This is a genomic window from Janthinobacterium sp. RA13, assembly GCF_000745325.1.
Taxonomy (GTDB): Bacteria; Pseudomonadota; Gammaproteobacteria; order Burkholderiales; family Burkholderiaceae_D; genus Janthinobacterium; species Janthinobacterium rivuli.
In genome coordinates, this window is the sequence record NZ_JQNP01000001.1 from 6,261,682 (window position 1) to 6,286,422 (window position 24,741).

Consider the following 24,741-nt stretch of genomic DNA (forward strand, 5'->3'; position numbering starts at 1 on the left):
CATACCGAACAATGCCGCCCAGTGGATACCCTGGGCGGCATTGTTTCGTGGACTTTAGGAACGGCCCGTTATGGCCAGGACTTCAGGACCACAGGCGCTGGCCTGACAGGTCGAGCTGGGTCAGGTACAGGCGCACGTCGAATTCGTACTGGTGGTATTGCGGTTCCATATACGTGCACAGCTTGTAGAACGCCTTGTCGTGCTGCTTTTCCTTCACGTGCGCCAGTTCGTGCACGGCGATCATGCGCAGGAATTCCAGCGGCACTTCCTTAAACATGGTGGCCACGCGGATTTCATGCTTGGCCTTGAGCTTGCCACCCTGCACGCGCGAGATCGAGGTATGCAAGCCCAGCGCGTGCTGGATCACATGGATCTTGCTGTCGAACGCCACCTTGTTGATGGGCTCGGCATTGCGCAGGAATTCATTCTTCAAGTCTTGCACATACTGGTACAAAGCCTTGTCGTTGCGTACATCGTGCGCGTTCGGATAGCGTTTCAACAGGACGTCGCCCAGCTTGTCTTGCGCGATCAGTTGCTGTACTTGCGCTTGCGTTTGTTCGGAATAGGCGCTCAGGTATTTCAGGGATGGCTGCATGCGGGGAAGGGCGGGACGGGGCGCGGAGGTGTCGGTAAGGCGAGAATGTACCATACCGCCGCGCCACGCGCCGCCCCAGCCCTTGCATGGGGCCGCCAGAGCAGCCCCTGCCTTCCTGCCTCAAGCCCCGAGCTGCCGGGCAATCTGGCCAGTCTGGTTAGCCCGGAGCAGCCTCGGATCAGCCCTTGTCGTCTTCGTCCTTGTTGCCCTGCCGGCCAGTGCTGCCGCTGCGTGCCGCCGTGCTGCGGCTTTCATTGGCGCGCTGGGCCGATTGCCGGCTTTCGCCGCCCTTGCGGCCGATTTCCGCCATGTGTTCGCGATTGCGGCTGACGGCTTCGCCCCCTTTCTGCCCGGCCCGGCGTGCTTCTTCCGAGTCGAATTCATGGGCCGTGCCCTTTTGATGGGCTGCCTGGCCGCCCTTGCTGGCGATTTCGCGTTGCTGCTCCTCGTTCATGGCGGCAAAGCCGCGCTTGCTCGTGCCTTTGCCGCTGCCTGATTCGCCGGCTTTCTGGCTGCTGCCAGTGCCTTTGCCCTGTTCATTACCTTGATTGTTAGCCATGTCGCTCTCCTTGCTGTCGAGTGGGGTCAAGTGGTCAATTCAGGTGTTCAATGCGCCTGATCGGATTGCCTGCTGGTGTCGCGGCTCTGGCCGGCGCCATTGCGGTGGCCCGCGGCGTGCATTTTTTCGATCATTTCACGCTGGCGCTGCGTAGCTTTTTCCGTTTCCTCGGCGGTTTTGCGCACCACTTCGTCCGCGAAGGCGACGGCCGTGCGGCTCGCTTCGGGGATATGCGTTTCCGCGGTGCGGTTCATCTCGACATTGGCGTTGGCGACCAGATTGCCGAGCTGCTGCTGGTACTGGCGCAGCCTCACGCCGCCTGGTTGCAGCTGGCCAGCGGCCAGCGACATGAATTCGCCCGAGTCGCGCGCGCACAGCAGTTGTTGGCTGGCGTTGCTCCATTCCTGCAGCAAGTCTTGTGCCAGCCGCAAATGCAGCTCGCTCAGTTGCTGCGCCGTATCGAACATCTTGCGCGATAGTTCCGTGGCGAAATTGCACTGGGCCTCCAGATGGGACTTCAGGGCGGGGCTGAAACTGGGGGACATACTGTTTGGGAACATGTTCTACCTCAATGAAAAACGGATCCAAAAAACACCCGGTGTACCGGATGCGACGTATGGTGAAACAAGCAAAGAGATAGACGCCGGATGGCGCGCCAGGTTCCACGCGAGGACGCCGTTTAAGGCGCGAATGGCCCCTGGCTGCTTGAAAAATGCGATGGTTTTGCGCCAGATCAAACGAACGCTAATAAGATGGCGCGTCGCGTCCCCCATGATGGCTGTGTGGAAAATGCAGGTTTACAGGCCCGGCCGTGCGACAATAGCCGGCTCGCGGCAGCGCAGCCGATGGCCGGCGCGCGTGGCTGAGCCGAGCATCGCCTTACTTTTTGACCTATTTCCGCGACCATGACGCATCCCGAATACATCCTGACCCTGTCCTGCCTGGACCAGCGCGGCATCGTGCACCGCGTCTCCGGCTTCCTGGCCGAACGCGGCTGCAACATCCTCGATTCCGCCCAGTTCGGCGACCAGGAATCCCAGCTGTTCTTCATGCGCGTGCATTTCGCGCTGGAAGACGGCGCCGTCAGCGACGCCCAGTTGCGCAGCGACTTCGCCGACCTGTCGCAAGCCATGCAGTTGAATGGCCCCTTCCACGGCCAGTTGCACGATGCGCGCGTCAAGCCGCGCGTGATGCTGATGGTGTCGAAGATCGGCCATTGCCTGAACGATTTGCTGTTCCGCTACAAGAGCGGCTTGCTGAACGTGGAAATTCCCGCCATCGTGTCGAACCACATGGAGTTCTACCAGCTGGCGGCCAGCTACAACATTCCCTTCCACCACTTGCCGCTGGCGGCCGGCGCGCCGGAAGCGGCCAAGCTGGCGCAGGAAGCGAAGATCATCGACTTGATGGACACGCACAAGATCGACCTGGTGGTGCTGGCGCGCTACATGCAGATCCTGTCGCCGGGCCTGTGCCAGGCGCTCGATGGCCGCGCCATCAATATCCACCATTCCTTCCTGCCCAGCTTCAAGGGCGCCAAGCCGTATGCGCAGGCGCATCACCGCGGCGTCAAGCTGATCGGCGCGACGGCCCACTTCGTCACGGGCGACCTCGATGAAGGCCCGATCATCGAGCAGGACGTCGAGCGCGTCGACCATGCGATGGATGCGGAAACCCTGACGGCCATCGGCCGCGACGTCGAGTGCGTGGTGCTGGCGCGCGCCGTGAAATGGTTCGTCGAGCACCGCATCCTGAAAAATGGCGACAAGACCGTGGTCTTCCGCTGATACCGACTTCACTCTTCACTTTACCGAGACAGAAACACGATGGCCCTCAAAGCAACAATTTTCAAAGCCGATCTGCAGATCGCCGACATGGACCGCAATTACTACCAGGATCACGCGCTGACCCTGGCGCGCCATCCGTCCGAGACGGACGAGCGCATGATGGTGCGCCTGCTGGCGTTCGCCATCCACGCCGACGAGGCGCTGACCTTCACCAAGGGCCTGTTCGATACGGAAGAGCCCGACCTGTGGCAGAAAGACCTGACGGGCGCCATCCAGCTGTGGATCGAAGTGGGCCAGCCCGACGAAAAGCGCATCCTGAAGGCCTGTGGGCGTTCGGAGCAGGTGATCGTCTACAGCTATGGCGCAACGAGCCACATCTGGTGGAAACAGATCGCCAACAAACTGGAACGGGCGAAGAACCTGACCGTGATCAACTTGCCCTCCGAGGCGGCGCAGGACATGAGCAAGCTGGCGCAGCGCAACATGCAACTGCAATGCACGATCCAGGATGGCCAGATCTGGCTGACGGACAGCGTCAACACGGTCCTGATCGACCGCGAACCGGTCAAGCCGGCCCGCTGATGTCGGCTGTCTGAAACGCCAAAAGCCCGGATCGCTCCGGGCTTTTGTCATTGCGGGCGCTTAATTCGGCGCGCTGCCCAGGCGGCGGATGCTGCTGGAGCGCTGCATGCTGCGGCTGATGCGCGGATCGCCGTAGTAGCTCACTTCGCCAGAACCGCCGATGCTGATGGCCAGGTCGTCCTTGGCCCACACGGTGGCTTCGCCCGAGCCGCCGATGCTCACCTGCACTTCGCGCGCGGCCAGGCGGCCCGCTTCGATATTGCCCGAGCCGCCGATCGAGGCCGTCAGCTGCTCCGTCTTGCCGCTGGCCTTGAAGCTGCCGCTGCCGCCGATGGCGATGGAGACCTGGCGGCTGTCGAGGTCGCGCGCGTGGATGGAGCCGGAGCCGCCCACGTCGAAGCGCAGGTTTTCGGCGCGCAAGCCCGTTGCCGTGATGTTGCCCGAGCCGCCCACGCTGACGCGCTCCACCTGGCGCGCCTGGATGACGATGGTCAGGCTGCTCTGGCGGAAGTTGGCGTTGCGCTTGGCGGGCCGGATGCGCAGGGTGCCGTTTTCCACGGCCGTCTCGATCAGCGGCAGGATATTGTCGTCCGCTTCGACGGTGACGCTGTCCGTGTTGCCGATGCGCAGCTCAACCGTGCCCGGCACGTTCAGCGCCACGGCATGGAAGCTGCCCACGTCGCGCGTCTGCTTTTGCAGCTTGCCGCTGCCCTGGATGCTGTTGCCGGAAATCCAGTCGAGCGGCGACGCCAGCGCCGACGCGGCCGGAATGGCCAGCGCGCAGGCGGCCAGCAGCAGGGCGGCCGCGGCGCTGGCGTGGCGGCGGTGGCGCGGGTGGAAAAGTGGCTGTGTCATTCTTGCTCCCTGTTTTGAATTGGTCTACTTGCATGGTATGCCAGCCGGGTGTGTCCGCGTACCGCCCTGCGACAGACTGCGCCAGCGGTGGCATGGAATGCAGAAGGATGCGACAGGATGGCATGAGGTATCATGCCGGTATTGGACATACGACGAGCGGCACGCGCCGCTCACACTACTGGAATTACATGCTGATCATCACCATCAAACAGGGCAAGGAAAAGAGCTTGCTGGGCCAATCGTGGATTTACGCGTCCGCGATTGAAAAAGTCGAAGGCAAGCCGCAGGAAAAAATGAAGCCCGGCTCGACGGCCATCGTGCAAAGCTCGTCCAAGCAATTCATCGCCCGCGCCGCCTACAATTCGAAGTCGCAGATCCGCGCGCGCATCTGGAGCTTCAAGGAAGACGAACCGGTCGACCACGCGCTGATCAAGCGCCGGGTCAAGGCCGCCATCGAGAAAAAACTGCCAGCCATCAAGAAGGCGGGCGAAAACCAGCTGCTGACCCTGATCAAGGGCGAAGACGAGGGCTTGCCGGGCCTGGTGGTGCAGCTGTTCGGCGGCGTGCAAGGCTATCTGATCTGCGAATTCAACGCCGGCGGCGTCGACGCATGGAAAGTGGCCATCGTGCAATCGCTGATGGCCTCCACCGGCTGCGCCAACGTGTACGAGCGCTGCGACGACCTGATGCGCAAGGGTGAAGGCTTGCCCCTGATCGACGGCGCCCTGGCCGGCGAGGAGCCGCCCGATGAAGTCATGCTGACGGACAATGGCGTGCGTTATGCGCTGGATTTGAAGACGGGGCACAAAAGCAAGTTCCGCTGAAAGCGGCTGTTTGAAATGAAAAACCGGCGCTTGCCGGTTTTTTACGAGCTCATGCAATAAAAACACTGATGGGGACGTCGAAACGTTGCGCCAGGGCCTTGATTTGCCGCACATTCAGGTCCCGCTTGCCGTTGAGCACTTCGGACACGACGCCTTGGGTTCCCACTTCCGGCAGGTCGGATTGTGTCAGCGCCTGTTGCTCCATCAACAGGCGAAGCGTGGCTGCAGGCGAGACGGGGGCGGGCGGAAAATGCTCCTGGTCGTAATCGGCTATCAGCCGGCCGACACTGTCAACCAGCCCGGCCAAAGGGTGCTTTTCATCGGCCGCCCCGGCATCCAATAGCTGATGCAATACGCTGACAGCTTGTTCATAAGCGGCCGCATCAGGAATCGCCTGCAGAGGAACCAGCCTGGACAAGGCTTGATAGTGGACAGTGATTTCTGTAATCATTTCACGATGCATCAAGGCTTCCATGCGTCGTACTCCTTATGCGTCAGCACTTCCCGGATGAACAGCAACTGGCGATTGAAGTGAATCGCGGCGATGATCCGGTACTTGTTACCGCCAATATTAAAAACATAGTAATCGCCAACATGATCGGTGGCGTTAAATGTCGACTTCATCACAGCAAAATTGGCAAATGACCGCGATTCGATGATCTTGCGCCATGCCTGCATGGGTTCGCCCGCCAGCGGATGCCTGCTGGCGAAATCCATCAAAGCTTTGTTGGCGACGATGCGCATATGCATGCCGAAGTAATGCCATGATTCTCAGATTATCTCAATTTGAGATAATCGTCAAACGATCTTACTCCAGCGGCACGCTGCGGTATTTATTCACCTCCAGCGCCGATACGGCCGGCGCATCATTGCCCCACGACGCGCGCAGATACGTGACCACGGCAGCCACTTCCGCATCATCCATGACGGGGCCGAACGGCGGCATGCCGTAGGGGCGCGGGTTGCCGCGGGTGCCGGGCGCGAAACCGCCGTTGAGCACGAGGCGGATGGCGTTCACGGCCGACTCCGTCGTCAGCGCGCGGTTGCCGGCCAGCGGCGGGTAGCCGGGCGGCACGCCCTTGCCATCGGCCTGGTGGCAGCTCGCGCATTGCGCCTCATACAGTTTCGCGCCCAAGGCCAGTTGCTGCGTGGCTTGCTCCGACGTGCCGCGCGGCGAACGTTGCGCGGGCTGCGCCGGGCCTGGCAGGCTCTTCAGGTAGACGGCCATCGCCTGCACGTCGGCGTGGCTCATGTGCTGCAAGCTTTGCCGCACGACTTCCGCCATGGGGCCGAAGACTGTGGCGCGCGGCGACACGCCCGTTTGCAGCAATTCCACGATATGCGCCGTGTCCCAGTCGCCCAGGCCCGCTTCCGCGTCCGACGTCAGCGACGGCGCGTACCAGCCCAGCACTGGGATCAGGCCGCCCGACAAGCCGTCGTCGCTGCCGCCCAGGGTGGTGCGGCTGCTATGGCAGGCGCTGCAGTGGCCCAGGCCCTGCACCAGGTAGGCGCCGCGGTTCCATTCCATGCTTTTGTTTGTGAGCGGCTGGTACACGCCCGGCTTGAAATACAGGGCGCGCCAGGCGGCCAGTGCGATCTGCTGGTTGTAGGGGAAGCGCAGCGCGTGCGGCGCGTTCGCCTGCCTGTGCGGCGGCACGCTCTGGAAATACGCGTACAGGGCGTCGCTGTCTTCGCGCCGCACCTTGGTGTAGTTGGTGTACGGAAAGGCCGGATACAGCAGCCGGCCATCCTTCGACTTGCCGTTGTGGATGGCGCGCCAGAAATCGTCGGCCGTCCAGCTGCCGATGCCCGTTTCCTTGTCGGCCGTGATGTTGGGCGAGAGCACCTTGCCGAACGGCGTCTGCAAGGCCCGGCCACCCGCGTAGGCCACGCCGCCGCGCGTCGTGTGGCAGGCCATGCAGTCGCCCGCCTTGGCCAGATAGGCGCCGCGCGCGACCAGCTGTTCCTGGCTCAGGGTGCTGGCCACGGCGGGCGGGCCCAGGTCGTCGGCTGGATACAGCAGGAATGTGGCGCTGCCGCCGGCAATCAGCAGCAAGCCCGCGGCGATCATCCATTTTTTCATGGCGCCACCTGCGCGCTGGAGCCCGGCACGCCGCCGCAATGCAGCGGCAAGGGCAGGGCGATACTGCTGGCGGGACGCGCGTCGGCGCTGGCCACCTGCGTGCCCAGCCAGGCCGAGACGGCGCCCACGTCCGCGTCCGACAGGCGCTGCGCCACTTGCGCCATGCAGTCGGGAGAGTGGGCGCGGCGGACGCCGTTTTTCCAGGCGCCCAGCTGGGCGTTGATATAGTCGCGGGGCAAGCCCAGCAAGCCGGGGATGGCGGGCGCCACGCCGGCCAGTTGCTGGCCATGGCAGGCGATACAGGCGGGAATCTTTTTGCCGGCGTCGCCGTGCAGCACCAGTTGCTTGCCACGCGCCAGGGCCGTCGTGCCGGCGCTGCTGGGTTGAGCCGGCGGCGGGGCCGGGTGCTGCGCCGCAAAATAGTCGGCGATTTCGCGCAGATAATCGTCAGGCAAGTGTTCCACCATATAGTTCATCATCGGATACTGGCGCCTTCCCTCGCGAAAGTTCAGCAGCTGGTTGTACAGGTAGCCTGCAGGTTTGCCGGCGATGCGGGGAAAGAAGGCATCGTGCTTTTCCTGCTGCGCATGGCAAGACGTGCACGCCTTGATGCGCTGCTCCAGGCTGTCGTGGCTGGCGGAGATGGCAGTGGGCGTGGCGATGGCCAGCACCAGCGCGAGGGGAGAATGCAGTAGCATGGAAAGTCGCATGGAAAGATCACCTGTCTCGTCGGTCTGTGTCGCGTGCCGGTGTTGCTGCCCGGATGTTGTTACCCTAGCATATAACGGGTGCTGTCACTGTGACAGGATCAGTTGTGCAATAAAACTACGGATCAGTTTGAGGAGCAGGGTTGAAACGATATGAGGAATTGGCGGAAGAAGTGGCCGCCATGATCAGCACGCAGCTATTGCTGCCTGGCGATAAATTGCCTTCCGTGCGCCAGCAGCATGCGCGCAGGGGCGTCAGTCCGTCGACGGTGTTCCAGGCCTATTATTTGCTCGAAGCACGCGGCATGATCGTCTCGCGTCCCCGCTCCGGCTATTACGTGGCGCCGCAGCGCGCCGCGCTGGCCCCCGAGCCGGATAGTTCCCATCCGCTCGACGCCAGCACCACCGTCGACGTCAGCGACCTCGTGTTCGAGGTGCTGGGCGCCGTGGGGGTGCGCGATATCGTGCCGTTCGGCTCTGCGTTTCCCAGTCCGCACCTGTTCCCGATGGAAAAACTGGCGCGCGCCGTGTCGGCCAGCATGCGCCGCCTCGACCCGTGGAGCACCGTCACGGATTTATCCTTGGGCAATGCGGAGCTGCGCCGCCAGATCGCCCTGCGCTACCAGCAGGGCGGCGTGCCCGTTTCCAGCGACGACATCGTCATCACGAATGGCGCGCTGGAAGCGCTGAACCTGTGCCTGCAAGCCGTCACGCGGCCCGGCGACACGGTCCTGATCGAGTCGCCCAGCTTCTATGCGTGCCTGCAGGCGCTGCAGCGGCTGGAACTCAAGGCAGTCGAGATCGCCACCAGCCCGCGCGACGGCGTCGATCTGGCGGCACTGGAAGAATTGCTGCAGCGACACCAGCCCAAGGCGTGCTGGCTGATGACGAATTTCCAGAATCCCCTGGGCAGCCTGATGTCGCCGGAAAAGAAGCGCGCACTAGTCGAATTGCTGGCGCGCCATGGCGTGCCGCTGATCGAGGATGACGTGTATGGCGAGCTGTACTTTGGCAAGCAGCGTCCGGGCCTGACGAAAAGCCACGACAGTGCGGGCCTGGTCATGCATTGCAGTTCGTTTTCCAAGACCCTGGCGCCCGGTTTTCGCCTGGGCTGGGCCGTGGCGGGCCGCTACACGCGCCAGGTCGAGCGCCTGAAACTGACCACCAGCCTGTCGGCGCCAATACCGTTGCAGATGGCGCTGGCCGACTACCTGGCGCAAGGCGGCTATGACCGCCATTTGCGCCAGCTGCGGCTGACCCTGGCGGCGCAGCAAAACACCATGCTGCAAGCCATTGCCGTGCATTTTCCGCCCGGCACGCGGGTGACGCGGCCGCAGGGCGGTTATTTCGTCTGGGTGGAGATGCCTGCCGGTATCGATGCGCTGGCCTTGCACCGCAGCGCGCTGGCGGCCGGCATCAGCATCGCGCCCGGCCCCATCTTTTCCGCCACGCGCGCGTTTCGCCACTGCATCCGCCTCAATTACGGCCACCCGTGGAGCGCGCAGCTGGAAGCGGCCATCGCCGCGCTGGGGCGGCTGGCGGCGCAGCAACTGGCGCCGTAGGGGAAGTCAGCCGGGACGGCCGGGCAGGGCGAGAAAGGCGCTAAAGTCGGGCGCCACCGTGCTGGTGGTTCCCGTTTCGTGCGACCACAGCACGACCACCGGCTCGCCCGATGGCCCAGGCTGGGCATAGTCGAAACAATAGTAGTCGCCCGTGCCGAATTGCGCGAAGGGCAGCAGGCTGGCGTGATCGATGCCGCTGCCGGCGAAGTTGTCCAGCCACGCCTGCCAGCCTTCGCGGTAGTGGCGGTCTATCGATTCCCAGGTCTTGCGCGGATTGTCCGCGTCGTAGACGGGAAACAAGGTCAGGGCGCCCAGTGCGCGGCCATTGTTGTCCAGCAGCCATGCCGCGTGCGATGGCGGCAACGGGCGGCCCAGTGCCTGCCCGGCTGCGGCGATGGCTGCGGCGCTGGTACCGGTGCTGTTTTTCTTGCGCATGCGATGAACGGTGGAATCAGGCCGGGGAAGCGGGCGCTGCCGGTGGTACAGCGGCCGGGCGCGGGGCTTTTTGCGGCGCGACCTTGCCGCCGTCGGCGATCCAGCGGCGGTACACGCGCAGGGCTACTTGCGCATCGTCGGCCGCGTACAGGATCTGCTTTTCTGTCAGGCGCGAGGTGGCCCAGTTGGTGGTGGAGATCTTTTTCGATTTCTGCAGGTGCAGGCCGAAGAATTTGGCCACGGCCGTTTTCGCGCCCAGATCGTTGCGCTGGCCGCCGCGCAGGGCGACGGACAGGTCGAGCACCTGGGCCGGGGCGATGCCCAGCTTGTTGCGCAGGCGCTTGACGTCGTCGGACAGGCCAAAACCCACTTTCAGGGTGGTGGTCGATTCGAGGATGGCTTTGAGTTCCGCCAAGGCCGGCGCCGGCGTGCTGCCCACCTGGAACAGGTAGGCGATGTCGTCGGTGGCCAGCTGGATCAAATGCGGTCCCGTGGAGGACTCGCCTTTGACGAACGTCGGCTTCGACTCCGTATCGAAGCCGATGGCGTCCGCTGCCAGCAGGGCAGCCATGGCCGCCTGTGCATCATCGCTGGTGCGTACCAGCTTGACGTGGTCGAGGGCGATGCCTTGATACGGGGGCAGTGGCGGTGCGGCAGCTGTGTCCATGAAACCGGATCAGCCTTTGCGCGAGAATTTCGCGGTCAGCTGATTCAGTTTGTCCAGGCGCAGACGGTTCGCTTCTTCGGCGGCGGCCGCGTCGCGTTCGGCTTTCTTGCGCTCGGCTTCCTTCTTGAAGCGCTGCTGCAATACTTGCGTGGCGTGGTCGCGGTGGGTTTGCGTCACTTCCGCGCCGGCCGTGCCGTCGAGGTCGTAGCGTACCTTGGCTTTTTCCATCACGCGCAGGTAGCGCAGCGAACCCGTGTGGATGCCCAGCGCCGTGCGCATCAGCTTGCGGTCCAGGTCCGGCAGGCGCGCCAGGATCTGCTTGTCGATACCGATCGACAAGGGCAGGCAATCGCGGAATGGCGGGAATTGCTCCTGGAACTGCTTCAGCAGGGCGCGCGCGGTCAGGCCGGCGGGCGCCGGCGTGGTCGCTGCGGCCGGTGCCGCCGCTGGGGCTGCATCGACTGGCGTGTCAGGAGTGGTGGCTTGCTGGTCTGGCGTGGAGCTGGTCATCGACATCATTGGTTGGGCTATAAAAGGGGAGCATAGCACGCGCCACAGGCAAGTGCATTGTCTTTTTTGGCAACTTGACCTGCAATAAGCGGCTGCGCGCGACAGCCGGCACAGCGCGAAATGCGGGAAATGTGTATAATGTCGGCTTGCGCTGATGACTGGACCCTGTTTTTAAAGGTCTGGCTCAGGTGTGCAGGGGATAGGAGCAGTGCGGTGCAGGCCCCCAATTATTAGTATTTTTGATATCAGATATTTTGTTTATCAATTATCCAGATAACTGGCCGTCGTGCATAATCTTGCTCTCCGCTGTGTCTTCACTGAACAACAATAGATTCAAGCCCGTTCTGGTACGGGCTTTTTTTCATTCCGCAATGTACATCGCTTATTTATCTGACCCGGCTTCGGCCCGCCGCTCCCCATGACGGATGCGCGGGCTTTGAACGTCCCGATAGACAGGCGCCGCTGTCGTTAACACGGCAGCCGCAACAATACGCTCCATCGAGTCCGGTTTCGCAGGCTTAGGTGGAATCATTCACTTCGCGCCGACACCATCTGGTCTCGCATTAAGAGATATCTCATGAAGAATACGCCAAAAACTTTAACGTTGTCCGCCAAGGCGCCACGCCCAGCCGCGGCGCCACTTGCCGTACCCAAAACGACTTTATCTTACTTCATCGATAATGCGCAAGCGAATCCGGAAGCCACCGTCACGACGGCGCCGACCGTCGTCACCGTGGTGAAGAAAAGCCGCTCGCGCCTGGCTGCCGTGCCAGCGGCCGAAACGGCTGCGGAAGCGGCCGTCAGCGCCCCGGCCGCCGAGGCTGTTGCCGACGTGACCGAGGCCGCTGAAGCGGCACCGGCCAAAACGCCGAGCGTGAAGATCGCCCCCGGCGCCAAGGCTCCGGCCGCGCCGCGCAAGGTCAGCGAAAGCGCCGCCACGAACAAAGTGGTGACGGCAGCCCGTTCGAAAGTCGTGCGCGCCAAGCCGGAAGCGGCGCCCGTGACCATCATCACCGGCGCGCAAGTGGTCAGCAAGACCACGGACGCCGACGCCCTGGCCGCCATCGACACGTCGAATTACTTCCTGCCAACCGTCAAGGTTCCAGGCCGCCGTGGCCGCAAGCCTAGCGAATTCACGCCGGAAAACGATGAAGTGGCGGCACTCAACGCCGTCGAACGCGCCGAACTGAAGGCCGTGTCGAAAGCGCGCGACCGCAAGGCCAAGGGCGGCCTGGCGGACGCGCTGGGCGATCCGGAAGCCTCGGCAGCGGACCTGGAACGCCGCCGCAAGCAGATTACGGGCCTGATCAACATGGGCAAGGAACGCGGTTTCCTGACCTATGCCGAGATCAATGACCAATTGCCGGAAAACATCATCGATCCGGAAGCGATCGAAGGCATCATCGCCACCTTCAACGACATGGGCATCGCCGTCTACGAGCGCGCTCCTGACGCGGAAAGCCTGTTGTTGACTGACAACGTCGCCACCGTCACCAGCGACGATGAAGTGGAAGCGGCTGCCGCGACCGCGCTGTCGACCGTCGACTCCGACTTCGGCCGCACCACCGACCCCGTGCGCATGTACATGCGTGAAATGGGTGCCGTGGCGCTGCTGACGCGCGAAGGCGAGATCGAGATCGCCAAGCGCATCGAAGGCGGCCTGAAAGACATGATTCAGGCCATTTCCGCCTGCCCGACCACCATCGGCGAAATCGTCGCACTGTCGCAAAAAATCGCGCGCGATGAAATCAAGGTCGATGAAGTGGTCGACGGCTTTGTCGACTTAAACGAAAGCAATGCCCCGGCGCCTGCCGCTGCCGCCGCGCCTGCCGCCGCCAGCGGTGACGACGAGGAAGAGGAAGAAGAAGCCGAAGAAGAAGACGGCGACGCCAATGGCGGCGCGGCCGGTTTCTCCAGCGAGCAATTGGCCCAGCTGAAAAAGAATGCGTTGGAGAAATTCAACGTCATTTCGACGCAGTACGACAAGATGCGCAAGGCGCCAGAGGGTTACAACTCGAAAGCCTACATCAAGGCGCAGGAAGCCATTTCGCAGGAATTGCTGGGCATCCGCTTCACGGCCAAGGTCGTGGAAAAGCTGTGCGACACCTTGCGCGGCCAGATGGAAGAAGTGCGCCACATCGAGCGCGCCGTGCTGGAACTGTGCGTGAACAAATGCGGCATGCCGCGCGCCCACTTCATCAAGGTGTTCCCGGGCAATGAATGCGACCTGGAATGGGTTGACCGCGAAGTCGATTGCAAGTATCCGTACAGCGCCATCCTCAGCCGCAACGTGCCTGCCGTCAAGGAACTGCAAAAGAAGATGATCGACCTGCAAGCGCGCGTAGCCCTGCCGCTGGCTGACTTGCGTAAGATCAACAAGCAGATGGCCGCCGGCGAAAAGCGTGCGCGTCACGCGAAACGCGAAATGACGGTCGCCAACTTGCGCCTGGTCATTTCGATCGCCAAGAAATACATCAACCGCGGCTTGCAATTCCTCGATCTGATCCAGGAAGGCAACATCGGCTTGCTGAAGGCCGTCGACAAATTCGAATACCGCCGCGGCTACAAGTTCTCGACCTACGCCACCTGGTGGATCCGCCAGGCCATCACGCGTTCGATCGCCGACATGGCCCGCACCATCCGCGTGCCGGTGCACATGATCGAAACGATCAACAAGATGAACCGCATCTCGCGCCAGATCATGCAGGAAACGGGCAGCGAGCCGGACCTGGCGACCCTGGCCGTCAAGATGGAAATGCCGGAAAACAAGGTGCGTGAGATCATGAAGATCGCGAAAGAGCCGATTTCCATGGAAACGCCAATGGGCGAAGATGGCGATTCGCAACTGGGCGACTTCATCGAAGACAACACGACCCTGGCGCCGCTGGACGCCGCGCTGCACGCCTCGATGCGCAACGTGATCAAGGAAGTGCTCGATTCCCTGACGCCGCGCGAAGCGAAAGTGCTGCGCATGCGTTACGGCGTGGAAATGTCGAACGACCACACCCTGGAAGAAGTGGGCAAGCAGTTCGACGTGACGCGCGAGCGCATCCGTCAGATCGAAGCGAAAGCCATGAGCAAGCTGCGCCAGCCTTCGCGCTCGGACAAGCTGAAAACCTTCCTGACGCAAAACTAAGCGTAGGGCAAGCAAACAAAAAAAGAGGCGCAAGCCTCTTTTTTTTCGTCCATCCCTAGCGTTGGCTTACATGAAATACGTGCGCTGGCCTCGCAGGCCGGCGCGCAGCTTGTACAGTGCCACGCCGCTGGCGCCGAGGATGAAGGTGAGGAACAGCCAGTCCAATGGATTGCTGCGCTGCGGTGCGGGCGCCGCTTGCGACGGCACGGCGAAGGCCTGGAACTTGTGCCCCGTGTAGACGGCGCCGACCACCAGCCCGGCGTCCGTGATCTTATTGGTCAGGTACAGGCCATCGTCGCGGCGGCGCACCGTCATCACGCCTTCCTTGTAGACAAAGGTCATCGGTTCAAAGCCGTTGATGTTGACGCTGCCGACGACGTGTCCGGCCGCGTTGACCGCCGTGGCGTAGCTGTCGCCCTGGCCGATCATGGCGCCCAGGTCGAGCATGCGCTTGCCGTCCCAGGCAAACGCGTGCCAGCGGCGCTTTTCCGTTTCCGAGGCGCCCACGATCAGGCCCGCGTCATTGATGGCGGTGGCCGAGCTGATGCGTCCGCCGGGCAGGGTGCCGATTTCCTGCATGCCCGTGCCGGGGCGGTAGACGAAGGCGCGGCGGTAGCCGTCGCCGCGCTGCGCCGTGCCCACCACCACGCCATGTGTGTTCACGCCGCTGGCATAGCTGCTGGCGCCGCCCAGGGTGCCCAGGTCTTGCAGGCTGAGGTCGGCTTTCGTCACAAAGGCGTGGAAATCGCCGGCGCTGGTATCGGCATAGCCGGCGATCATGCCGTCGCGCGTGATGGCCGTGGCATAGCTGCTGTTGCCGCCCAGGGTGCCCAGGTCGCGCATGCCGCCTGCTGCTTCAAAGCGGAAGGCATGCCAGGCGCCGCTGGCCGTCTGCGCCGAGCCCACCACCACGCCATGGGTATTGATGGCTTTGGTGAAACCTTCATTGCCACCCAGGGTGCCCAGTTCGCGGAGGCGGCCATGCTGATAGGTCACGGCGCGGCGCCGTCCTTCCTCTTCCATGATGATGCCGGCCACCAGCCCTGCCGGGTTCAGGTCGGACGCGATGCTGCCATTGCCATCCTTTTCACCAAAGCCCCGTTCGGCATAGATGGTGGCGCTGGCGGTGGAGACGGCGGCCAGCAGGAGCAGGCCGAGCAGTGGGGCGGGGAAGCAGGAGAACCGTGGCAGCATGATAGTTTCCTCAAGAAAAATCTTACTATAATTTTTAATGCTGCCAATGCATACTTAATTAGCTACTATTTTTGCTATTTTTTGCATTTCGTCATGCCCGACCGGCGCGCTTTTCCTGGCCCGCGGCAAGCGGATGGCCAGCGCCGTGCCCTGGCCCTGCTGGCTATCGATGCGCAGTTCGCCACCCAGGGCGTGGACGCGTTCGCGTATGCTTTTCAGGCCGAAGGCGGCCTTTTTGCCGTGGTCGTCCGGCTGCATGCCGATGCCGTTGTCGCTGATGCGCAGCACGATGGCGTCCGTATCCTGCGCCAGCGCCACTTCCACTTCGCTGGCCTGGGCGTGGCGCACGATGTTCGACAGCGATTCCTGCAGCACGCGGAAGATGGCCGACGTCTGGCGCTGGTCCAGGCCCAGGTCGGGCGCCTCGCTGTCGAGCTTGAGCCGGTAGCGGATGGCGCCGCGGCTTTCCATCTGGCGTATCAGCCATTCCGCCGCCGGACCCAGTCCCAGCTCCAGGGTGCTGGGATGCAAGTCATTGATGATGGTGCGCACCGAGCGGATGGTGGCGTCGATGGTGTCGAGCACGCGCTGGGCGTGGCGGTGCAGGCGCGGGTGGGTGCTGGCCGTGCGCGCGTGCAGCAGCGACACGTCGATGCGCAGCACCATCAGGTTCTGGCCCAGGTCGTCATGGATGTCGAGCGCGATGCGGCGCCTTTCCTCTTCCTTGATGGTCTGCTGGTGGTCGCTCAGTTCGCGCAGCTGGGCCAGGGTGCGCTGCAGGTTTTCCTCGTTGCGCTTGCTTTCCGTGATGTCGATGCCCAAGGCGATGATCATCTGCGGCCGGCCTTGCGCGTCGAAGATGGGCTTTTTATGCGTCTGCAGCAGGCGGTTTTCCTGCAGCCGCGCATTCCATACCAGCTCTTCGCGGATGACGACCCTGCGGCTGGCAAACGCTTCCTGGTCCGCCGCGTGGAATCCCTGCGTCTGGTCCGAGGGAAAGTGCTGCACGTCGCGTCCTTCGGCGATATCCTGGAATCGCACGCCCCATTGCTGCTCGCAAGCCTGGTTCATCAGCAGCATGCGCGAATCGGCATCTTTCAGGAACAGCGACAGGGGCATCATGGAAATGATGTCCTGCAGCCGCTCTTCGCTGCGCGCCAGGGCCGCTTCCGTTTGCGCGCGCATGGCGATTTCCGCGGAGAGCTGCAGATTGACATCGAGCAGCTGGGCCGTGCGCAGGGCCACGCGGCTTTCGAGTTCCGCATGGGCGACGGTCAAGGCGTGTTCGGCCCGCTTGTGTTCCGTGATGTCGCTGGCCAGCACGAGGGCGCCCGTCAGGCTGCCTTGCGGGTCGTACAGGCAGCGCCCACTGATCATGGCCCAGCGTTCCGAGCCATCGCTGTGACGGTACTGCAATTCCCCCATGCAGCTATCCGTGGCTGTCTGGCGCAGCGGACACAGGCGCAGCAAGGTCGCCTCGTCATGGAATTCGCTCATCTTGTGGCCCAGCAGCTTTTCCGCCGGGATGCCCAGCATGTCGCACAGGCGCTGGTTGAGATGCAAGATCGTGCCCTGCGCATCCGTTTGCCACATACCGTCCTGCGCCGTCTCGCTCAGGTCGCGGTAGCGCATGGCGCTGGCGTCGAGCTGCTGGCGCGTGCTGGCCAGGTGGTTGCGCAGCACGCGCAGCAGCCACAGTACGATGCCGCCAGCGGTCGCCAGCAGCAGCGACAGACAGATGTGTTCCCAGAAGTCGAGCTGCTGCCAGGCGGCGCCCGCCAGCCAGCCCAGCATGATCAGGATGAGGGCGGCGCATGCCGCACTCAGCGTTTCAATCGACCATTTGCTCATCCGCGTTCCCGGCGTCATGGTTGGCCGCTGCGGTGCGCCTGGCGCCGAAGAGGGAAAAGTATCAACCGCTAGTGTAATACCAATTGTTGCTTTCTTGAGAATATTTTTCCATTGGGAAAGCAAAAGGGCCGGCCCTTGCGGCGCCGGCCCCTGTTTGCCGATGGCAAGGTGACGCGATCAGCCCGTGTTGCGCAGGCCGGCCGCCACGCCATTGATCGACAGCTGGATGCCGCGGTGCACCCGTTCGTCGACTTTGCTGGCGCTGGACAACGCGCGGTTGCGCTTGATCAATTCCACTTGCAAGTGGTTCAGCGGATCGAGATAGGCGAAGCGGTTCTGGATCGAGCGGGCCAGCAGCGGATTGCCCGCCAGGCGCTCGGTATTGCCGGTGATCAGCTCCAGGCAGCGCAAGGTGTTGCCATGCTCGTCCGTGATGCGCTTGTAGATGCGTTCGCGCAAGCCCTGGTCCGCCACCAGTTCGGCATAGCGCGAGGCGATCGCCAGGTCCGTCTTGGCCAGCACCATGTCCATGTTCGACAGCAGGGTGGCAAAGAACGGCCATTCGGCGTACATGGCGCGCAGGGTGGCGATCCTTTCCTCCTGCGCGGCGCCGTCGGCCTGCTTGATCCACGCTTCGATGGCGCTGCCGAAACCGAACCAGCCCGGCAGCAGCAAGCGGCACTGGCCCCAGGAAAAGCCCCAGGGAATGGCGCGCAAGTCTTCGATACGCTGGTTGGCCTTGCGCGAGGCGGGGCGCGAACCGAGGTTCAGTTCGGCAATTTCCGCAATCGGCGTAGCCGAGAAGAAATACTCCGTAAAACCCGGCGTTTCATACACGAGGTGGCGGTAGGCGTGATAGGCGAGGTCCGACAGCTCCGCCATCACGGCTTCGAACTGCGCCAGCTGGCCGTTGCGGGCCGGATTGGCTTCCTGCGGCGCCAGGCTCGCTTCCAGGGTGGCGGCGACCAGCAATTCCAGGTTGCGCCGGCCGATTTCCGCGTTGGAAAACTTCGAGGCGATGATCTCGCCTTGCTCCGTCAGACGGATCTGGCCGTTGACGGTGCCCGGCGGCTGGGCCAGGATGGCTTCGTAGCTGGGTCCGCCGCCCCGGCCCACCGTGCCGCCGCGGCCATGGAACAGGCGCAGCTTGACGCCGGCCTTCTGGAAGTCGGACACCAGCGCCAGTTCCGCCTTGTACAGTTCCCAGTTTGACGTGAGGAAGCCGCCATCCTTGTTCGAATCGGAATAGCCGAGCATGACTTCCTGCAACTGGCCCTGTTTGGCGATCAATTGCTTGACTAAGGGCAAGGCCATGACCTGGCTCATGATGCCGGCCGCGCGCTGCAGGTCGGGTATCGTTTCGAACAGGGGGATGACCATCAGCTCGCAGCTGCTGTCGCCAGTTTGCCAGTCGGTGCGCAGCAAGCCTGTTTCCTTTTGCAGCAGCAATACTTCTAGCAAGTCGGACACGGTTTCCGTGTGCGAAATAATGTAGTTGCGAATCGCCCGGGCGCCGTAGCGCTGGCGGATGTCGCGCGCCGCGCGCAAAATCGCCAGCTCGGAATCCGTTTCCGTGGCATAGCTGATGTAGGGCGAGTACAGCAGGCGCGGCTGGGCCAGTTCATTCAGCAGCAGCGCCTGCTTGTCTTCCTCGGACAGGGCCGTGTAGTCGTCGGCCACGCCGCTTTGCGCGAACAGGTCGGCCAGCACGCGCTCGTGCACGTCGGATGTCTGGCGCATGTCGAGCGAGGCAAGATGAAAACCGAAGATGTCGGCCGCGCGCGCCAGCGTGGCCAGGCGCGGGCGCACGAGGGCGGCGCCGTGGTGCGATTCGAGCGAGGCGACGATGGTGCGCAGGTCGGCGACAAAGGCGGCCGCGTCCGGATAGGCGGCGGCCGCGCCCACTTCCTTGCGCAGGATATTGGTGGCGCCCAGCGCGCGGGCCGTGGCGGCCAGGCGCGCATAGATGCCGATCAGGGCGCGGCGGTAGGGCTCGTCGCTGCGGTGCGGCGAGGCGTCCGGCGACTGGTCGGCCAGCGCCTGCAGTTCGGCGCTCACGCCCACCATCAGGGTCGAGACGGACAATTCCGCGCCCAGCGCATGTGCTTCATCGAGATAAAAATCGAGGATGGTGGTGGCGTGGCGCGCCAGCGCGTGCTGCATGGTGCCCGCGTTGACGTTCGGATTGCCGTCGCGGTCGCCGCCGATCCAGCTGCCCATCTGCACGTAGGCGGCGTTGATCGGTTCGATGGTGCCATTGCCGTTCGGGTACTCGGCCGCGATGTCGTCCTCAATGTCGTCATACAGGCCCGGCAGTTCGCGCAGGAATGTGATGCGGTAGTAGGACAGGGCGTTTTCGATTTCGTCGGCCACCGTCAGCTTCGAGTAGCGCAGCATGCGCGTCTGCCACAGGGTGGCGACGCGCGAGCGCAGCAGCTGCATGTTGGCGTGGCGTTCTTTCGGCGTCTGCGGCAGGTCGCGCTCGGCCAGCAGGCGGGCGATGTCGTGCTCGGCGTCGAGGATGCTCTTGCGCTGCACTTCCGTCGGGTGGGCCGTCAGCACGGGGGCGATCAGGGCATCCTGGAAAAAGGTGTCGACGGTCTTGCGCGGCACGCCGGCCATGCGCAGTTTTTTCAGGGCGAAGCTGACGCTGCCCTTTTGCGCGCTGGATCCTGCCAGCAGGTGGGCGCGGCGGCGGCGGATGTGGTGCTGGTCTTCCGCGATGTTGGCCAGGTGCGAAAAGTAGGAAAAGGCGCGCACGACGGAAATCGTCTGTTCGCGGCTCAGTTCCTTGAGCATGGCGTCGAGTTCCAGCGCGGCGTCCGCGTCCGCTTCGCGGCGGAAGCGCACGGACGTCTGGCGTATGGTTTCCACCACATTGAAGACGGCGTCGCCTTCCTGTTCCCGCAGCACGTCGCCCAGCAGGCGGCCCAGCAGGCGGATGTCTTCTTTCAGCGGCGCGTCCTTGTCGGAGCCGGCCGCTGGAACTATTTCTGGTGCTACTGCGTCATTGAGCATAATAAAGAACCAAAGTAAGTGTAAAAGCAAGGGAATGTGGATCGCACCGGGCGTTTGGCCGCAGAGGGGAGGGGGCGCATGATAAAATTTGTGGTCTTCAACATGGACGCTAGCCTGACTTGGCCGTTTAGGCCAAGGGATAACGATTATAGCGACGCCGGGCGCCATTCCGATACAAATTGATATCGGGCGGGCGAATTGGCAACGATAATGACAACGACAGCCACAGCGAAAGAACTTGTTTTGAAAGCATCCGAATTGACCCCGAACGAATTGACTATTCCCGCCCGCCTGGTGATCGCCACGCGCGAGAGCCGTCTTGCCATGTGGCAAGCTGAACACGTGCGTGCGCGTCTGGCCGCCCTGTATCCGCAGTGTAGCGTTGAAATTCTCGGCATGACCACACGCGGCGACCAGATTCTGGACCGCGCCCTGTCCAAGGTAGGCGGCAAGGGCCTGTTCGTCAAGGAGCTGGAAGTGGCGATGGAAGAAGGCCGCGCCGACCTGGCCGTGCATTCGCTCAAAGACGTGCCGATGGAGTTGCCGCAAGGCTTTGCCCTGGCTGCCATCCTCGAGCGCGAAGATCCGCGCGACGCGTTCGTGTCGAACGATTACGCCAGCCTGGCCGAGCTGCCGCATGGCGCCGTGGTCGGCACCAGCAGCCTGCGCCGCCAGTCGCTGATCGCCGCGCGCTATCCGCATCTGACGATTTTGCCCCTGCGCGGCAATCTCGATACGCGTTTGGGCAAGCTGGACCGTGGCGATTACGCTGCCATCATCCTGGCCGCCGCCGGCCTGAAACGCCTGGGCCTGGCGTCGCGCATCCGCGCCGTGCTGGCGCCGGAAGACAGTCTGCCGGCCGCTGGCCAGGGCGCCATGGCGATCGAAATCCGCAGCGGCCGTGCTGACGGCGCCGACCTGGTGCGCCTGCTGGCGCCGCTGAACCACGCGGCCACGGCGCAAGCCGTCACGGCCGAGCGCAAGGTATCGAAGATTTTCGGCGGTAGCTGCCAGATTCCGCTGGCCGCCTTCGCCACCGTCGAAGGCGAACAGATGCGTTTGCGCGCCATGGTCGCCACGCCGGACGGCGCGCGCATGGCCAGCGCAGACGTCAGTGGCCAGGCCAGCGCACCGGAACAGCTGGGCGAGCAGGTGGCCGAACTGCTGCGCGGGCAAGACGCCGCCGGCATCCTCGCCTCGTGTGCCGTCACACCCGACAACCATGAAGGCCTGGCGCCGCATGCCTGACACCGTGGTGATCACGCGGCCTGCGCAACAAGCGGGGCCGCTGGCCGCCAGGATCGCGGCGCTGGGCTTGCCCGTGCAGCTGCTGCCGCTGCTGGAAATCCACGCGCTTGACGGCGCGGACGAATGCGCGCAGCTGCAAGCCGTGCTGGCGCGCCTGGCGGAATATGACTTGGTGGCCTTCGTCTCGCCGAACGCCATCGACTGCGTCTTTGCGCACCTGCCCGCCTGGCCGGCAGGCTTGCCGCTGGCGGTGGTGGGCGAGGGCAGCAAGATGGCCCTGGCCGCGCATGGCGTCACGGATGCGAATGCCAGCATCACGAGTCCGCTGGACACGGCGCGCAGCGATTCCGAACATTTATTGCTGGCGCTGGACTTGCCGGCCCTGCGCGGCAAGCGCGTGCTGATCGTGCGCGGCGATGGCGGACGCGATTACCTGGCCGACGGCTTGCGCGCGGCCGGCGCCGAAGTCGAGTTCGTCACGGCTTATCGGCGCAAGGTGCCGACGCTGACGCCGGCCTTGCGGGCGACCCTGGAAAATCTGTTGCAGCATAATAATGACTGGATCATCACCAGCTCGGAAGCGCTGCGCGGTTTGCTGGCGCTGCTGGGCGAAATGGATGCTGAAAAGACGGCTGTTGTGAAAATGCAACAGCAGCATCTGATCGTGCCGCACGCCCGCATTGCACAAACGGCGGCGGCCCTGGGTTTCGCCCGTGTCACCCTGACAGGATCAGGCGACGCAGGAGTGCTCGCCGCGTTACAATCACGACCATGAACGAAATGCCTACACTCTCCGAACCGAATGCAACGCCTGGCAGCGCCGTGAAGACGGCGCCGCAGGCGGCCGACCAACCTGCCGGCCGCGCGCCGACCCTGCTGGAACAGCTGCAAAAGCCCATGAGCATCGCTGTCATCGTGCTGGCCGTGCTGCTGGCTGCGCAAAGCTGGTCGACCAGCAAGCAGATCCGCAACCTGCGCGAAGAAGTGGCCAAGCGCCTGCAAAAGGGCGACGTCAGCAATGCCGAAACGGGCGTGCTGGCGCGCAACGTGCAAGAAGGCACGAAAGAGCTGGAAATCAAGGTGGGTGCGCTGGAAAACCGCCAGAGCGAAACGCAAAGCCAGCAGCTGGCCCTGGAACAACTGTATAACGACTTGTCGAAAAACCGCGACGAGTGGGCGCTGACAGAAATCGAGCAAGTGCTGTCGACGGCCAGCCAGCAGCTGCAACTGGCCGGCAACGTGCCCGGCGCACTGATCGCCCTGCAAAACGCGGACCGCAGCCTGTCGCGTTCCGACAAGCCGCAATTCATCACCATCCGCCGCGCCATTGGGCGCGACATGGAAAAACTCAAGGCCCTGCCCAGCGTCGATTCGACGGGCGTGGCCCTGCGCCTCGACGCCGTGATCGCCCAGGTCGATTCCCTGCCGATGCTGTCCGACGAAACGCCGGCCTTGCCGGCCGCGCCGGAAAAAACCGGCAAGGCCAAGCCCGTGCGCGACGCCGCCGGCAAGCTGGTGGGGCCGCCGGCGCCGGAACCGCTGCTGCAAAAAGTGCGCGACGGCTTCAATACCTGGAGCGGCGACATGTGGGCCGACGTGCGCCAATTGATCCGCATCCGCCGTGTCGATACGCCGGAAGCGCTGATGCTGTCGCCGACGCAGTCGTATTTCTTGCGTGAAAACGTCAAGCTGCGCCTGCTCAATGCCCGCATGGCCTTGTTGTCGCGCAATGAAACGGCTTTCCGCAACGACTTGATCGCTGCGCAGGATGCGCTGGCCAAGTATTTCGACACCCGCGCCAAGAGCACGCAGACGGCGCAAGCCCTGCTGCGCCAGGTGCAGGGCAGCAACTTGGCCATCGAAATGCCAACCTTGTCCGACAGCCTGACGGCTGTGCGCAACTACAAAGCGAAGTCCTGAGCCCATGCGTCTATTTCTCTGGTTACTCGCCCTGATGGCCGCGGCGATCGGTATCGCCGTGACGGCCCGTTTCAATCCCGGCAACGTGGTGCTGTTCTATCCGCCGTACCGCATCGACTTGTCGCTGAACTTCTTCCTGCTGCTGCAGGTCGTGCTGTTCGTGCTGCTGTACCTGCTGGTGCGCGCCGTGCGCGCCACCGTGCGCATGCCAGCGCAAGTGGCGGCCTACCGCCAGCGCAAGCGTGAGCGCGACGGCAACAAGGGCTTGCGCGAAGCCTTGAAAGCCCTGTTCGAAGGCCGTTTCGGCCATGCCGAGAAGGCCGCCTTGCGCGCCGCCGAACTGGAAGAAAACGCCGGCCTGGCCGCGCTGATCGGCGCGCGCGCCGCGCACCGCATGCGCCAGTCCGAACGCCGCGACAGCTGGCTGTCCCGCGTCGAAGGCGATGCCAGCCTGAAGACGGCCCGTTTGATGACGGTGACGGAATTGCTGGTCGACGACCACCAGCCGGAAGCGGCCCTGGCCGCCGTGCGCGAACTCAATGCCAGCGGTACGCGCCACATCCACGCGCTGCAATGGTCGTTGAAAGCCGAGCAGCAGGCGAAGAACTGGCCGGAAGTGCTGCGTCTCGTGCGTTCGCTCGACAAGCACCGCGCCCTGCATCCGGCCCTGTCGTCGCGCCTGCGCGAACTGGCCTACGAGCATTTGCTGTCCGACCCGTCGCATGACGCCGAATCCCTGATGCGCGTGTGGTCCACCGTGCCAAGCGCGGACCGGGTCAAGCCGTACATCGCCTGCCGCGCCGCCACGGCCCTGAATGCGCGCGGCCTGCACGATGAAGCGCGCCTCGTGTGCGAAGAGTCGCTGGCCGCCGACTGGGACGAGCGCGTCGTGCGCGCCTACCGCGAAGCGGCGGCGCCAAGCGGCACGCCGGCCCTGCTGCTGCAGATCGAGCATTGCGAGCAATGGATGAAGCAGCGTCCGCTGGACGCGGAACTGGCGCTGACCCTGGGCACCTTGTGCCTCAAGCAAAAACTGTGGGGCAAGGCCCAGCGCCATCTGGAGCAGGCTTTGTCGGATGCGAACGAGCCGCAAATGGTGCGCGACGCCCACCTGAAGCTGGCGCAGATGCACGACGCCTTGCAGCAGACGGAACAGGCTGCCGCGCATTACCGGCAGTGCGCACTGGCTACTATCCTGTAAGCCACTT

23 protein-coding genes are annotated in these 24,741 nt (G+C 63.6%); 9 read left to right on the forward strand and 14 right to left on the reverse strand.

The features are described 5' to 3' along the window. Positions 1 to 82: 82 nt before the first annotated feature. The 3 genes from FG13_RS27850 to FG13_RS27860 all read right to left on the reverse strand — a co-directional run bounded on the left by FG13_RS27850 (position 83) and on the right by FG13_RS27860 (position 1,714). On the reverse strand, positions 83 to 595 hold the full coding sequence (locus FG13_RS27850) for a YgjP-like metallopeptidase domain-containing protein (protein ID WP_034758768.1): 513 nt from the start codon (positions 593 to 595) through the stop codon (positions 83 to 85). A 178-nt stretch (positions 596 to 773) separates the two neighbouring features. Further along, the gene (locus tag FG13_RS27855) at positions 774 to 1,154 is read right to left on the reverse strand and encodes a KGG domain-containing protein (RefSeq protein ID WP_035826421.1); all 381 of its coding nucleotides are present in this window, start codon (positions 1,152 to 1,154) and stop codon (positions 774 to 776) included. A gap of 47 nt (positions 1,155 to 1,201) precedes the next feature. Further along, a complete protein-coding gene (locus tag FG13_RS27860) occupies positions 1,202 to 1,714 on the reverse strand; it encodes a phasin family protein (protein ID WP_035826423.1) in 513 nt (170 codons plus the stop codon). A gap of 345 nt (positions 1,715 to 2,059) precedes the next feature. On the opposite strand from FG13_RS27860, the gene purU reads away from it, so the two are divergent. Further along, entirely contained in the window at positions 2,060 to 2,941 is an 882-nt protein-coding gene (gene purU / locus FG13_RS27870; protein ID WP_034786194.1) for a formyltetrahydrofolate deformylase, read from the forward strand. A 39-nt stretch (positions 2,942 to 2,980) separates the two neighbouring features. After that, positions 2,981 to 3,523, forward strand: coding sequence for a YaeQ family protein (locus FG13_RS27875; protein ID WP_034758748.1), 543 nt, complete (start codon positions 2,981 to 2,983; stop codon positions 3,521 to 3,523). Positions 3,524 to 3,583: 60 nt separating this feature from the next. Here the strand turns inward: FG13_RS27875 and FG13_RS27880 are convergent, their stop codons facing one another. Then, positions 3,584 to 4,378, reverse strand: a complete 795-nt coding sequence (locus tag FG13_RS27880; RefSeq protein WP_035826428.1) for a head GIN domain-containing protein — start codon at positions 4,376 to 4,378, stop codon at positions 3,584 to 3,586. Positions 4,379 to 4,566: 188 nt separating this feature from the next. Between FG13_RS27880 and FG13_RS27885 the strand changes: the two genes are divergently transcribed. Further along, complete coding sequence (locus FG13_RS27885) at positions 4,567 to 5,202, forward strand: SAM-dependent methyltransferase (RefSeq protein WP_034758744.1); 636 nt, start codon at positions 4,567 to 4,569, stop codon at positions 5,200 to 5,202. Between the two features lie 49 nt (positions 5,203 to 5,251). Here FG13_RS27885 and FG13_RS27890 read toward each other — a convergent pair whose 3' ends face one another. The 4 genes from FG13_RS27890 to FG13_RS27905 all read right to left on the reverse strand — a co-directional run bounded on the left by FG13_RS27890 (position 5,252) and on the right by FG13_RS27905 (position 7,983). Next, positions 5,252 to 5,677, reverse strand: coding sequence for a helix-turn-helix domain-containing protein (locus FG13_RS27890; protein ID WP_051959504.1), 426 nt, complete (start codon positions 5,675 to 5,677; stop codon positions 5,252 to 5,254). Then, the gene (locus tag FG13_RS27895) at positions 5,665 to 5,946 is read right to left on the reverse strand and encodes a type II toxin-antitoxin system HigB family toxin (protein WP_035828903.1); all 282 of its coding nucleotides are present in this window, start codon (positions 5,944 to 5,946) and stop codon (positions 5,665 to 5,667) included. The genes FG13_RS27890 and FG13_RS27895 overlap by 13 nt, the downstream gene beginning before the upstream one ends. A gap of 64 nt (positions 5,947 to 6,010) precedes the next feature. Next, positions 6,011 to 7,285 carry a cytochrome c gene (locus tag FG13_RS27900; protein WP_035826432.1) on the reverse strand — a complete coding sequence of 425 codons (1,275 nt, stop codon included), beginning with the start codon at positions 7,283 to 7,285 and terminating at the stop codon, positions 6,011 to 6,013. Then, positions 7,282 to 7,983, reverse strand: a complete 702-nt coding sequence (locus tag FG13_RS27905) for a c-type cytochrome (protein ID WP_235211821.1) — start codon at positions 7,981 to 7,983, stop codon at positions 7,282 to 7,284. The genes FG13_RS27900 and FG13_RS27905 overlap by 4 nt, the downstream gene beginning before the upstream one ends. 152 nt (positions 7,984 to 8,135) lie before the next feature. Here FG13_RS27905 and FG13_RS27910 point away from each other — a divergent pair, with 152 nt between their 5' ends. Further along, complete coding sequence (locus FG13_RS27910; protein ID WP_035826438.1) at positions 8,136 to 9,554, forward strand: aminotransferase-like domain-containing protein; 1,419 nt, start codon at positions 8,136 to 8,138, stop codon at positions 9,552 to 9,554. Between the two features lie 6 nt (positions 9,555 to 9,560). On the opposite strand, the gene FG13_RS27915 is transcribed toward FG13_RS27910, so the two are convergent. Genes FG13_RS27915 through FG13_RS27925 form a run of 3 tightly spaced genes read right to left on the reverse strand, consistent with a single transcriptional unit; the run spans position 9,561 to position 11,175 of the window. Beyond that, positions 9,561 to 9,989, reverse strand: coding sequence for an SMI1/KNR4 family protein (locus FG13_RS27915; protein WP_051959505.1), 429 nt, complete (start codon positions 9,987 to 9,989; stop codon positions 9,561 to 9,563). A gap of 16 nt (positions 9,990 to 10,005) precedes the next feature. Next, on the reverse strand, positions 10,006 to 10,656 hold the full coding sequence (locus tag FG13_RS27920) for a 3'-5' exonuclease (RefSeq protein WP_035826440.1): 651 nt from the start codon (positions 10,654 to 10,656) through the stop codon (positions 10,006 to 10,008). Positions 10,657 to 10,665: 9 nt separating this feature from the next. After that, complete coding sequence (locus tag FG13_RS27925) at positions 10,666 to 11,175, reverse strand: ProQ/FINO family protein (protein ID WP_035826443.1); 510 nt, start codon at positions 11,173 to 11,175, stop codon at positions 10,666 to 10,668. A gap of 568 nt (positions 11,176 to 11,743) precedes the next feature. On the opposite strand from FG13_RS27925, the gene rpoD reads away from it, so the two are divergent. Continuing rightward, positions 11,744 to 14,302 carry an RNA polymerase sigma factor RpoD gene (gene rpoD / locus FG13_RS27930; protein ID WP_035826456.1) on the forward strand — a complete coding sequence of 853 codons (2,559 nt, stop codon included), beginning with the start codon at positions 11,744 to 11,746 and terminating at the stop codon, positions 14,300 to 14,302. A gap of 66 nt (positions 14,303 to 14,368) precedes the next feature. Here the strand turns inward: rpoD and FG13_RS27935 are convergent, their stop codons facing one another. The 3 genes from FG13_RS27935 to ppc form a co-directional block, all read right to left on the reverse strand. Beyond that, positions 14,369 to 15,496 (reverse strand): hypothetical protein, encoded by a 1,128-nt coding sequence (locus FG13_RS27935; RefSeq protein ID WP_051959506.1) that lies wholly within the window; start codon positions 15,494 to 15,496, stop codon positions 14,369 to 14,371. 54 nt (positions 15,497 to 15,550) lie between these two features. Beyond that, positions 15,551 to 17,347 (reverse strand): PAS domain-containing sensor histidine kinase, encoded by a 1,797-nt coding sequence (locus tag FG13_RS29220; protein WP_051959507.1) that lies wholly within the window; start codon positions 17,345 to 17,347, stop codon positions 15,551 to 15,553. A 177-nt stretch (positions 17,348 to 17,524) separates the two neighbouring features. Next, positions 17,525 to 20,365 carry a phosphoenolpyruvate carboxylase gene (gene ppc, locus FG13_RS27945; protein ID WP_035826458.1) on the reverse strand — a complete coding sequence of 947 codons (2,841 nt, stop codon included), beginning with the start codon at positions 20,363 to 20,365 and terminating at the stop codon, positions 17,525 to 17,527. Between the two features lie 243 nt (positions 20,366 to 20,608). Here ppc and hemC point away from each other — a divergent pair, with 243 nt between their 5' ends. From hemC to FG13_RS27965, 4 genes are read left to right on the forward strand one after another with little or no spacing between them, the layout of a single operon-like run. Then, positions 20,609 to 21,613: a hydroxymethylbilane synthase gene (gene hemC / locus FG13_RS27950; RefSeq protein WP_152598882.1), complete on the forward strand. Its 1,005-nt coding sequence runs from the start codon at positions 20,609 to 20,611 to the stop codon at positions 21,611 to 21,613. Next, positions 21,606 to 22,388, forward strand: coding sequence for a uroporphyrinogen-III synthase (locus FG13_RS27955; protein WP_035828912.1), 783 nt, complete (start codon positions 21,606 to 21,608; stop codon positions 22,386 to 22,388). Before hemC ends, FG13_RS27955 begins: the two co-directional genes overlap by 8 nt. Continuing rightward, positions 22,385 to 23,533 (forward strand): uroporphyrinogen-III C-methyltransferase, encoded by a 1,149-nt coding sequence (locus FG13_RS27960; RefSeq protein WP_035826462.1) that lies wholly within the window; start codon positions 22,385 to 22,387, stop codon positions 23,531 to 23,533. Before FG13_RS27955 ends, FG13_RS27960 begins: the two co-directional genes overlap by 4 nt. 4 nt (positions 23,534 to 23,537) lie before the next feature. Further along, entirely contained in the window at positions 23,538 to 24,734 is a 1,197-nt protein-coding gene (locus FG13_RS27965; protein ID WP_081922746.1) for a heme biosynthesis protein HemY, read from the forward strand. Positions 24,735 to 24,741 lie beyond the last annotated feature (7 nt).

What these genes read in the sequence shown, in the direction of transcription:
- FG13_RS27855 (WP_035826421.1), bottom strand. Translation starts at nt 1,154, where the DNA reads ATGGCTAACAATCAAGGTAATGAACAGGGCAAAGGCACTGGCAGCAGC.
- FG13_RS27895 (WP_035828903.1), bottom strand. Translation starts at nt 5,946, where the DNA reads ATGCGCATCGTCGCCAACAAAGCTTTGATGGATTTCGCCAGCAGGCAT.
- FG13_RS27965 (WP_081922746.1), top strand. Translation starts at nt 23,538, where the DNA reads ATGCGTCTATTTCTCTGGTTACTCGCCCTGATGGCCGCGGCGATCGGT.
- FG13_RS29220 (WP_051959507.1), bottom strand. Translation starts at nt 17,347, where the DNA reads ATGAGCAAATGGTCGATTGAAACGCTGAGTGCGGCATGCGCCGCCCTC.
- FG13_RS27915 (WP_051959505.1), bottom strand. Translation starts at nt 9,989, where the DNA reads ATGCGCAAGAAAAACAGCACCGGTACCAGCGCCGCAGCCATCGCCGCA.
- purU (WP_034786194.1), top strand. Translation starts at nt 2,060, where the DNA reads ATGACGCATCCCGAATACATCCTGACCCTGTCCTGCCTGGACCAGCGC.
- FG13_RS27925 (WP_035826443.1), bottom strand. Translation starts at nt 11,175, where the DNA reads ATGATGTCGATGACCAGCTCCACGCCAGACCAGCAAGCCACCACTCCT.
- FG13_RS27875 (WP_034758748.1), top strand. Translation starts at nt 2,981, where the DNA reads ATGGCCCTCAAAGCAACAATTTTCAAAGCCGATCTGCAGATCGCCGAC.
- FG13_RS27850 (WP_034758768.1), bottom strand. Translation starts at nt 595, where the DNA reads ATGCAGCCATCCCTGAAATACCTGAGCGCCTATTCCGAACAAACGCAA.
- FG13_RS27890 (WP_051959504.1), bottom strand. Translation starts at nt 5,677, where the DNA reads ATGGAAGCCTTGATGCATCGTGAAATGATTACAGAAATCACTGTCCAC.
- FG13_RS27960 (WP_035826462.1), top strand. Translation starts at nt 22,385, where the DNA reads ATGAACGAAATGCCTACACTCTCCGAACCGAATGCAACGCCTGGCAGC.
- FG13_RS27885 (WP_034758744.1), top strand. Translation starts at nt 4,567, where the DNA reads ATGCTGATCATCACCATCAAACAGGGCAAGGAAAAGAGCTTGCTGGGC.
- FG13_RS27935 (WP_051959506.1), bottom strand. Translation starts at nt 15,496, where the DNA reads ATGCTGCCACGGTTCTCCTGCTTCCCCGCCCCACTGCTCGGCCTGCTC.
- FG13_RS27905 (WP_235211821.1), bottom strand. Translation starts at nt 7,983, where the DNA reads ATGCTACTGCATTCTCCCCTCGCGCTGGTGCTGGCCATCGCCACGCCC.
- FG13_RS27955 (WP_035828912.1), top strand. Translation starts at nt 21,606, where the DNA reads ATGCCTGACACCGTGGTGATCACGCGGCCTGCGCAACAAGCGGGGCCG.
- ppc (WP_035826458.1), bottom strand. Translation starts at nt 20,365, where the DNA reads ATGCTCAATGACGCAGTAGCACCAGAAATAGTTCCAGCGGCCGGCTCC.
- FG13_RS27920 (WP_035826440.1), bottom strand. Translation starts at nt 10,656, where the DNA reads ATGGACACAGCTGCCGCACCGCCACTGCCCCCGTATCAAGGCATCGCC.
- FG13_RS27880 (WP_035826428.1), bottom strand. Translation starts at nt 4,378, where the DNA reads ATGACACAGCCACTTTTCCACCCGCGCCACCGCCGCCACGCCAGCGCC.
- FG13_RS27860 (WP_035826423.1), bottom strand. Translation starts at nt 1,714, where the DNA reads ATGTTCCCAAACAGTATGTCCCCCAGTTTCAGCCCCGCCCTGAAGTCC.
- FG13_RS27900 (WP_035826432.1), bottom strand. Translation starts at nt 7,285, where the DNA reads ATGAAAAAATGGATGATCGCCGCGGGCTTGCTGCTGATTGCCGGCGGC.
- rpoD (WP_035826456.1), top strand. Translation starts at nt 11,744, where the DNA reads ATGAAGAATACGCCAAAAACTTTAACGTTGTCCGCCAAGGCGCCACGC.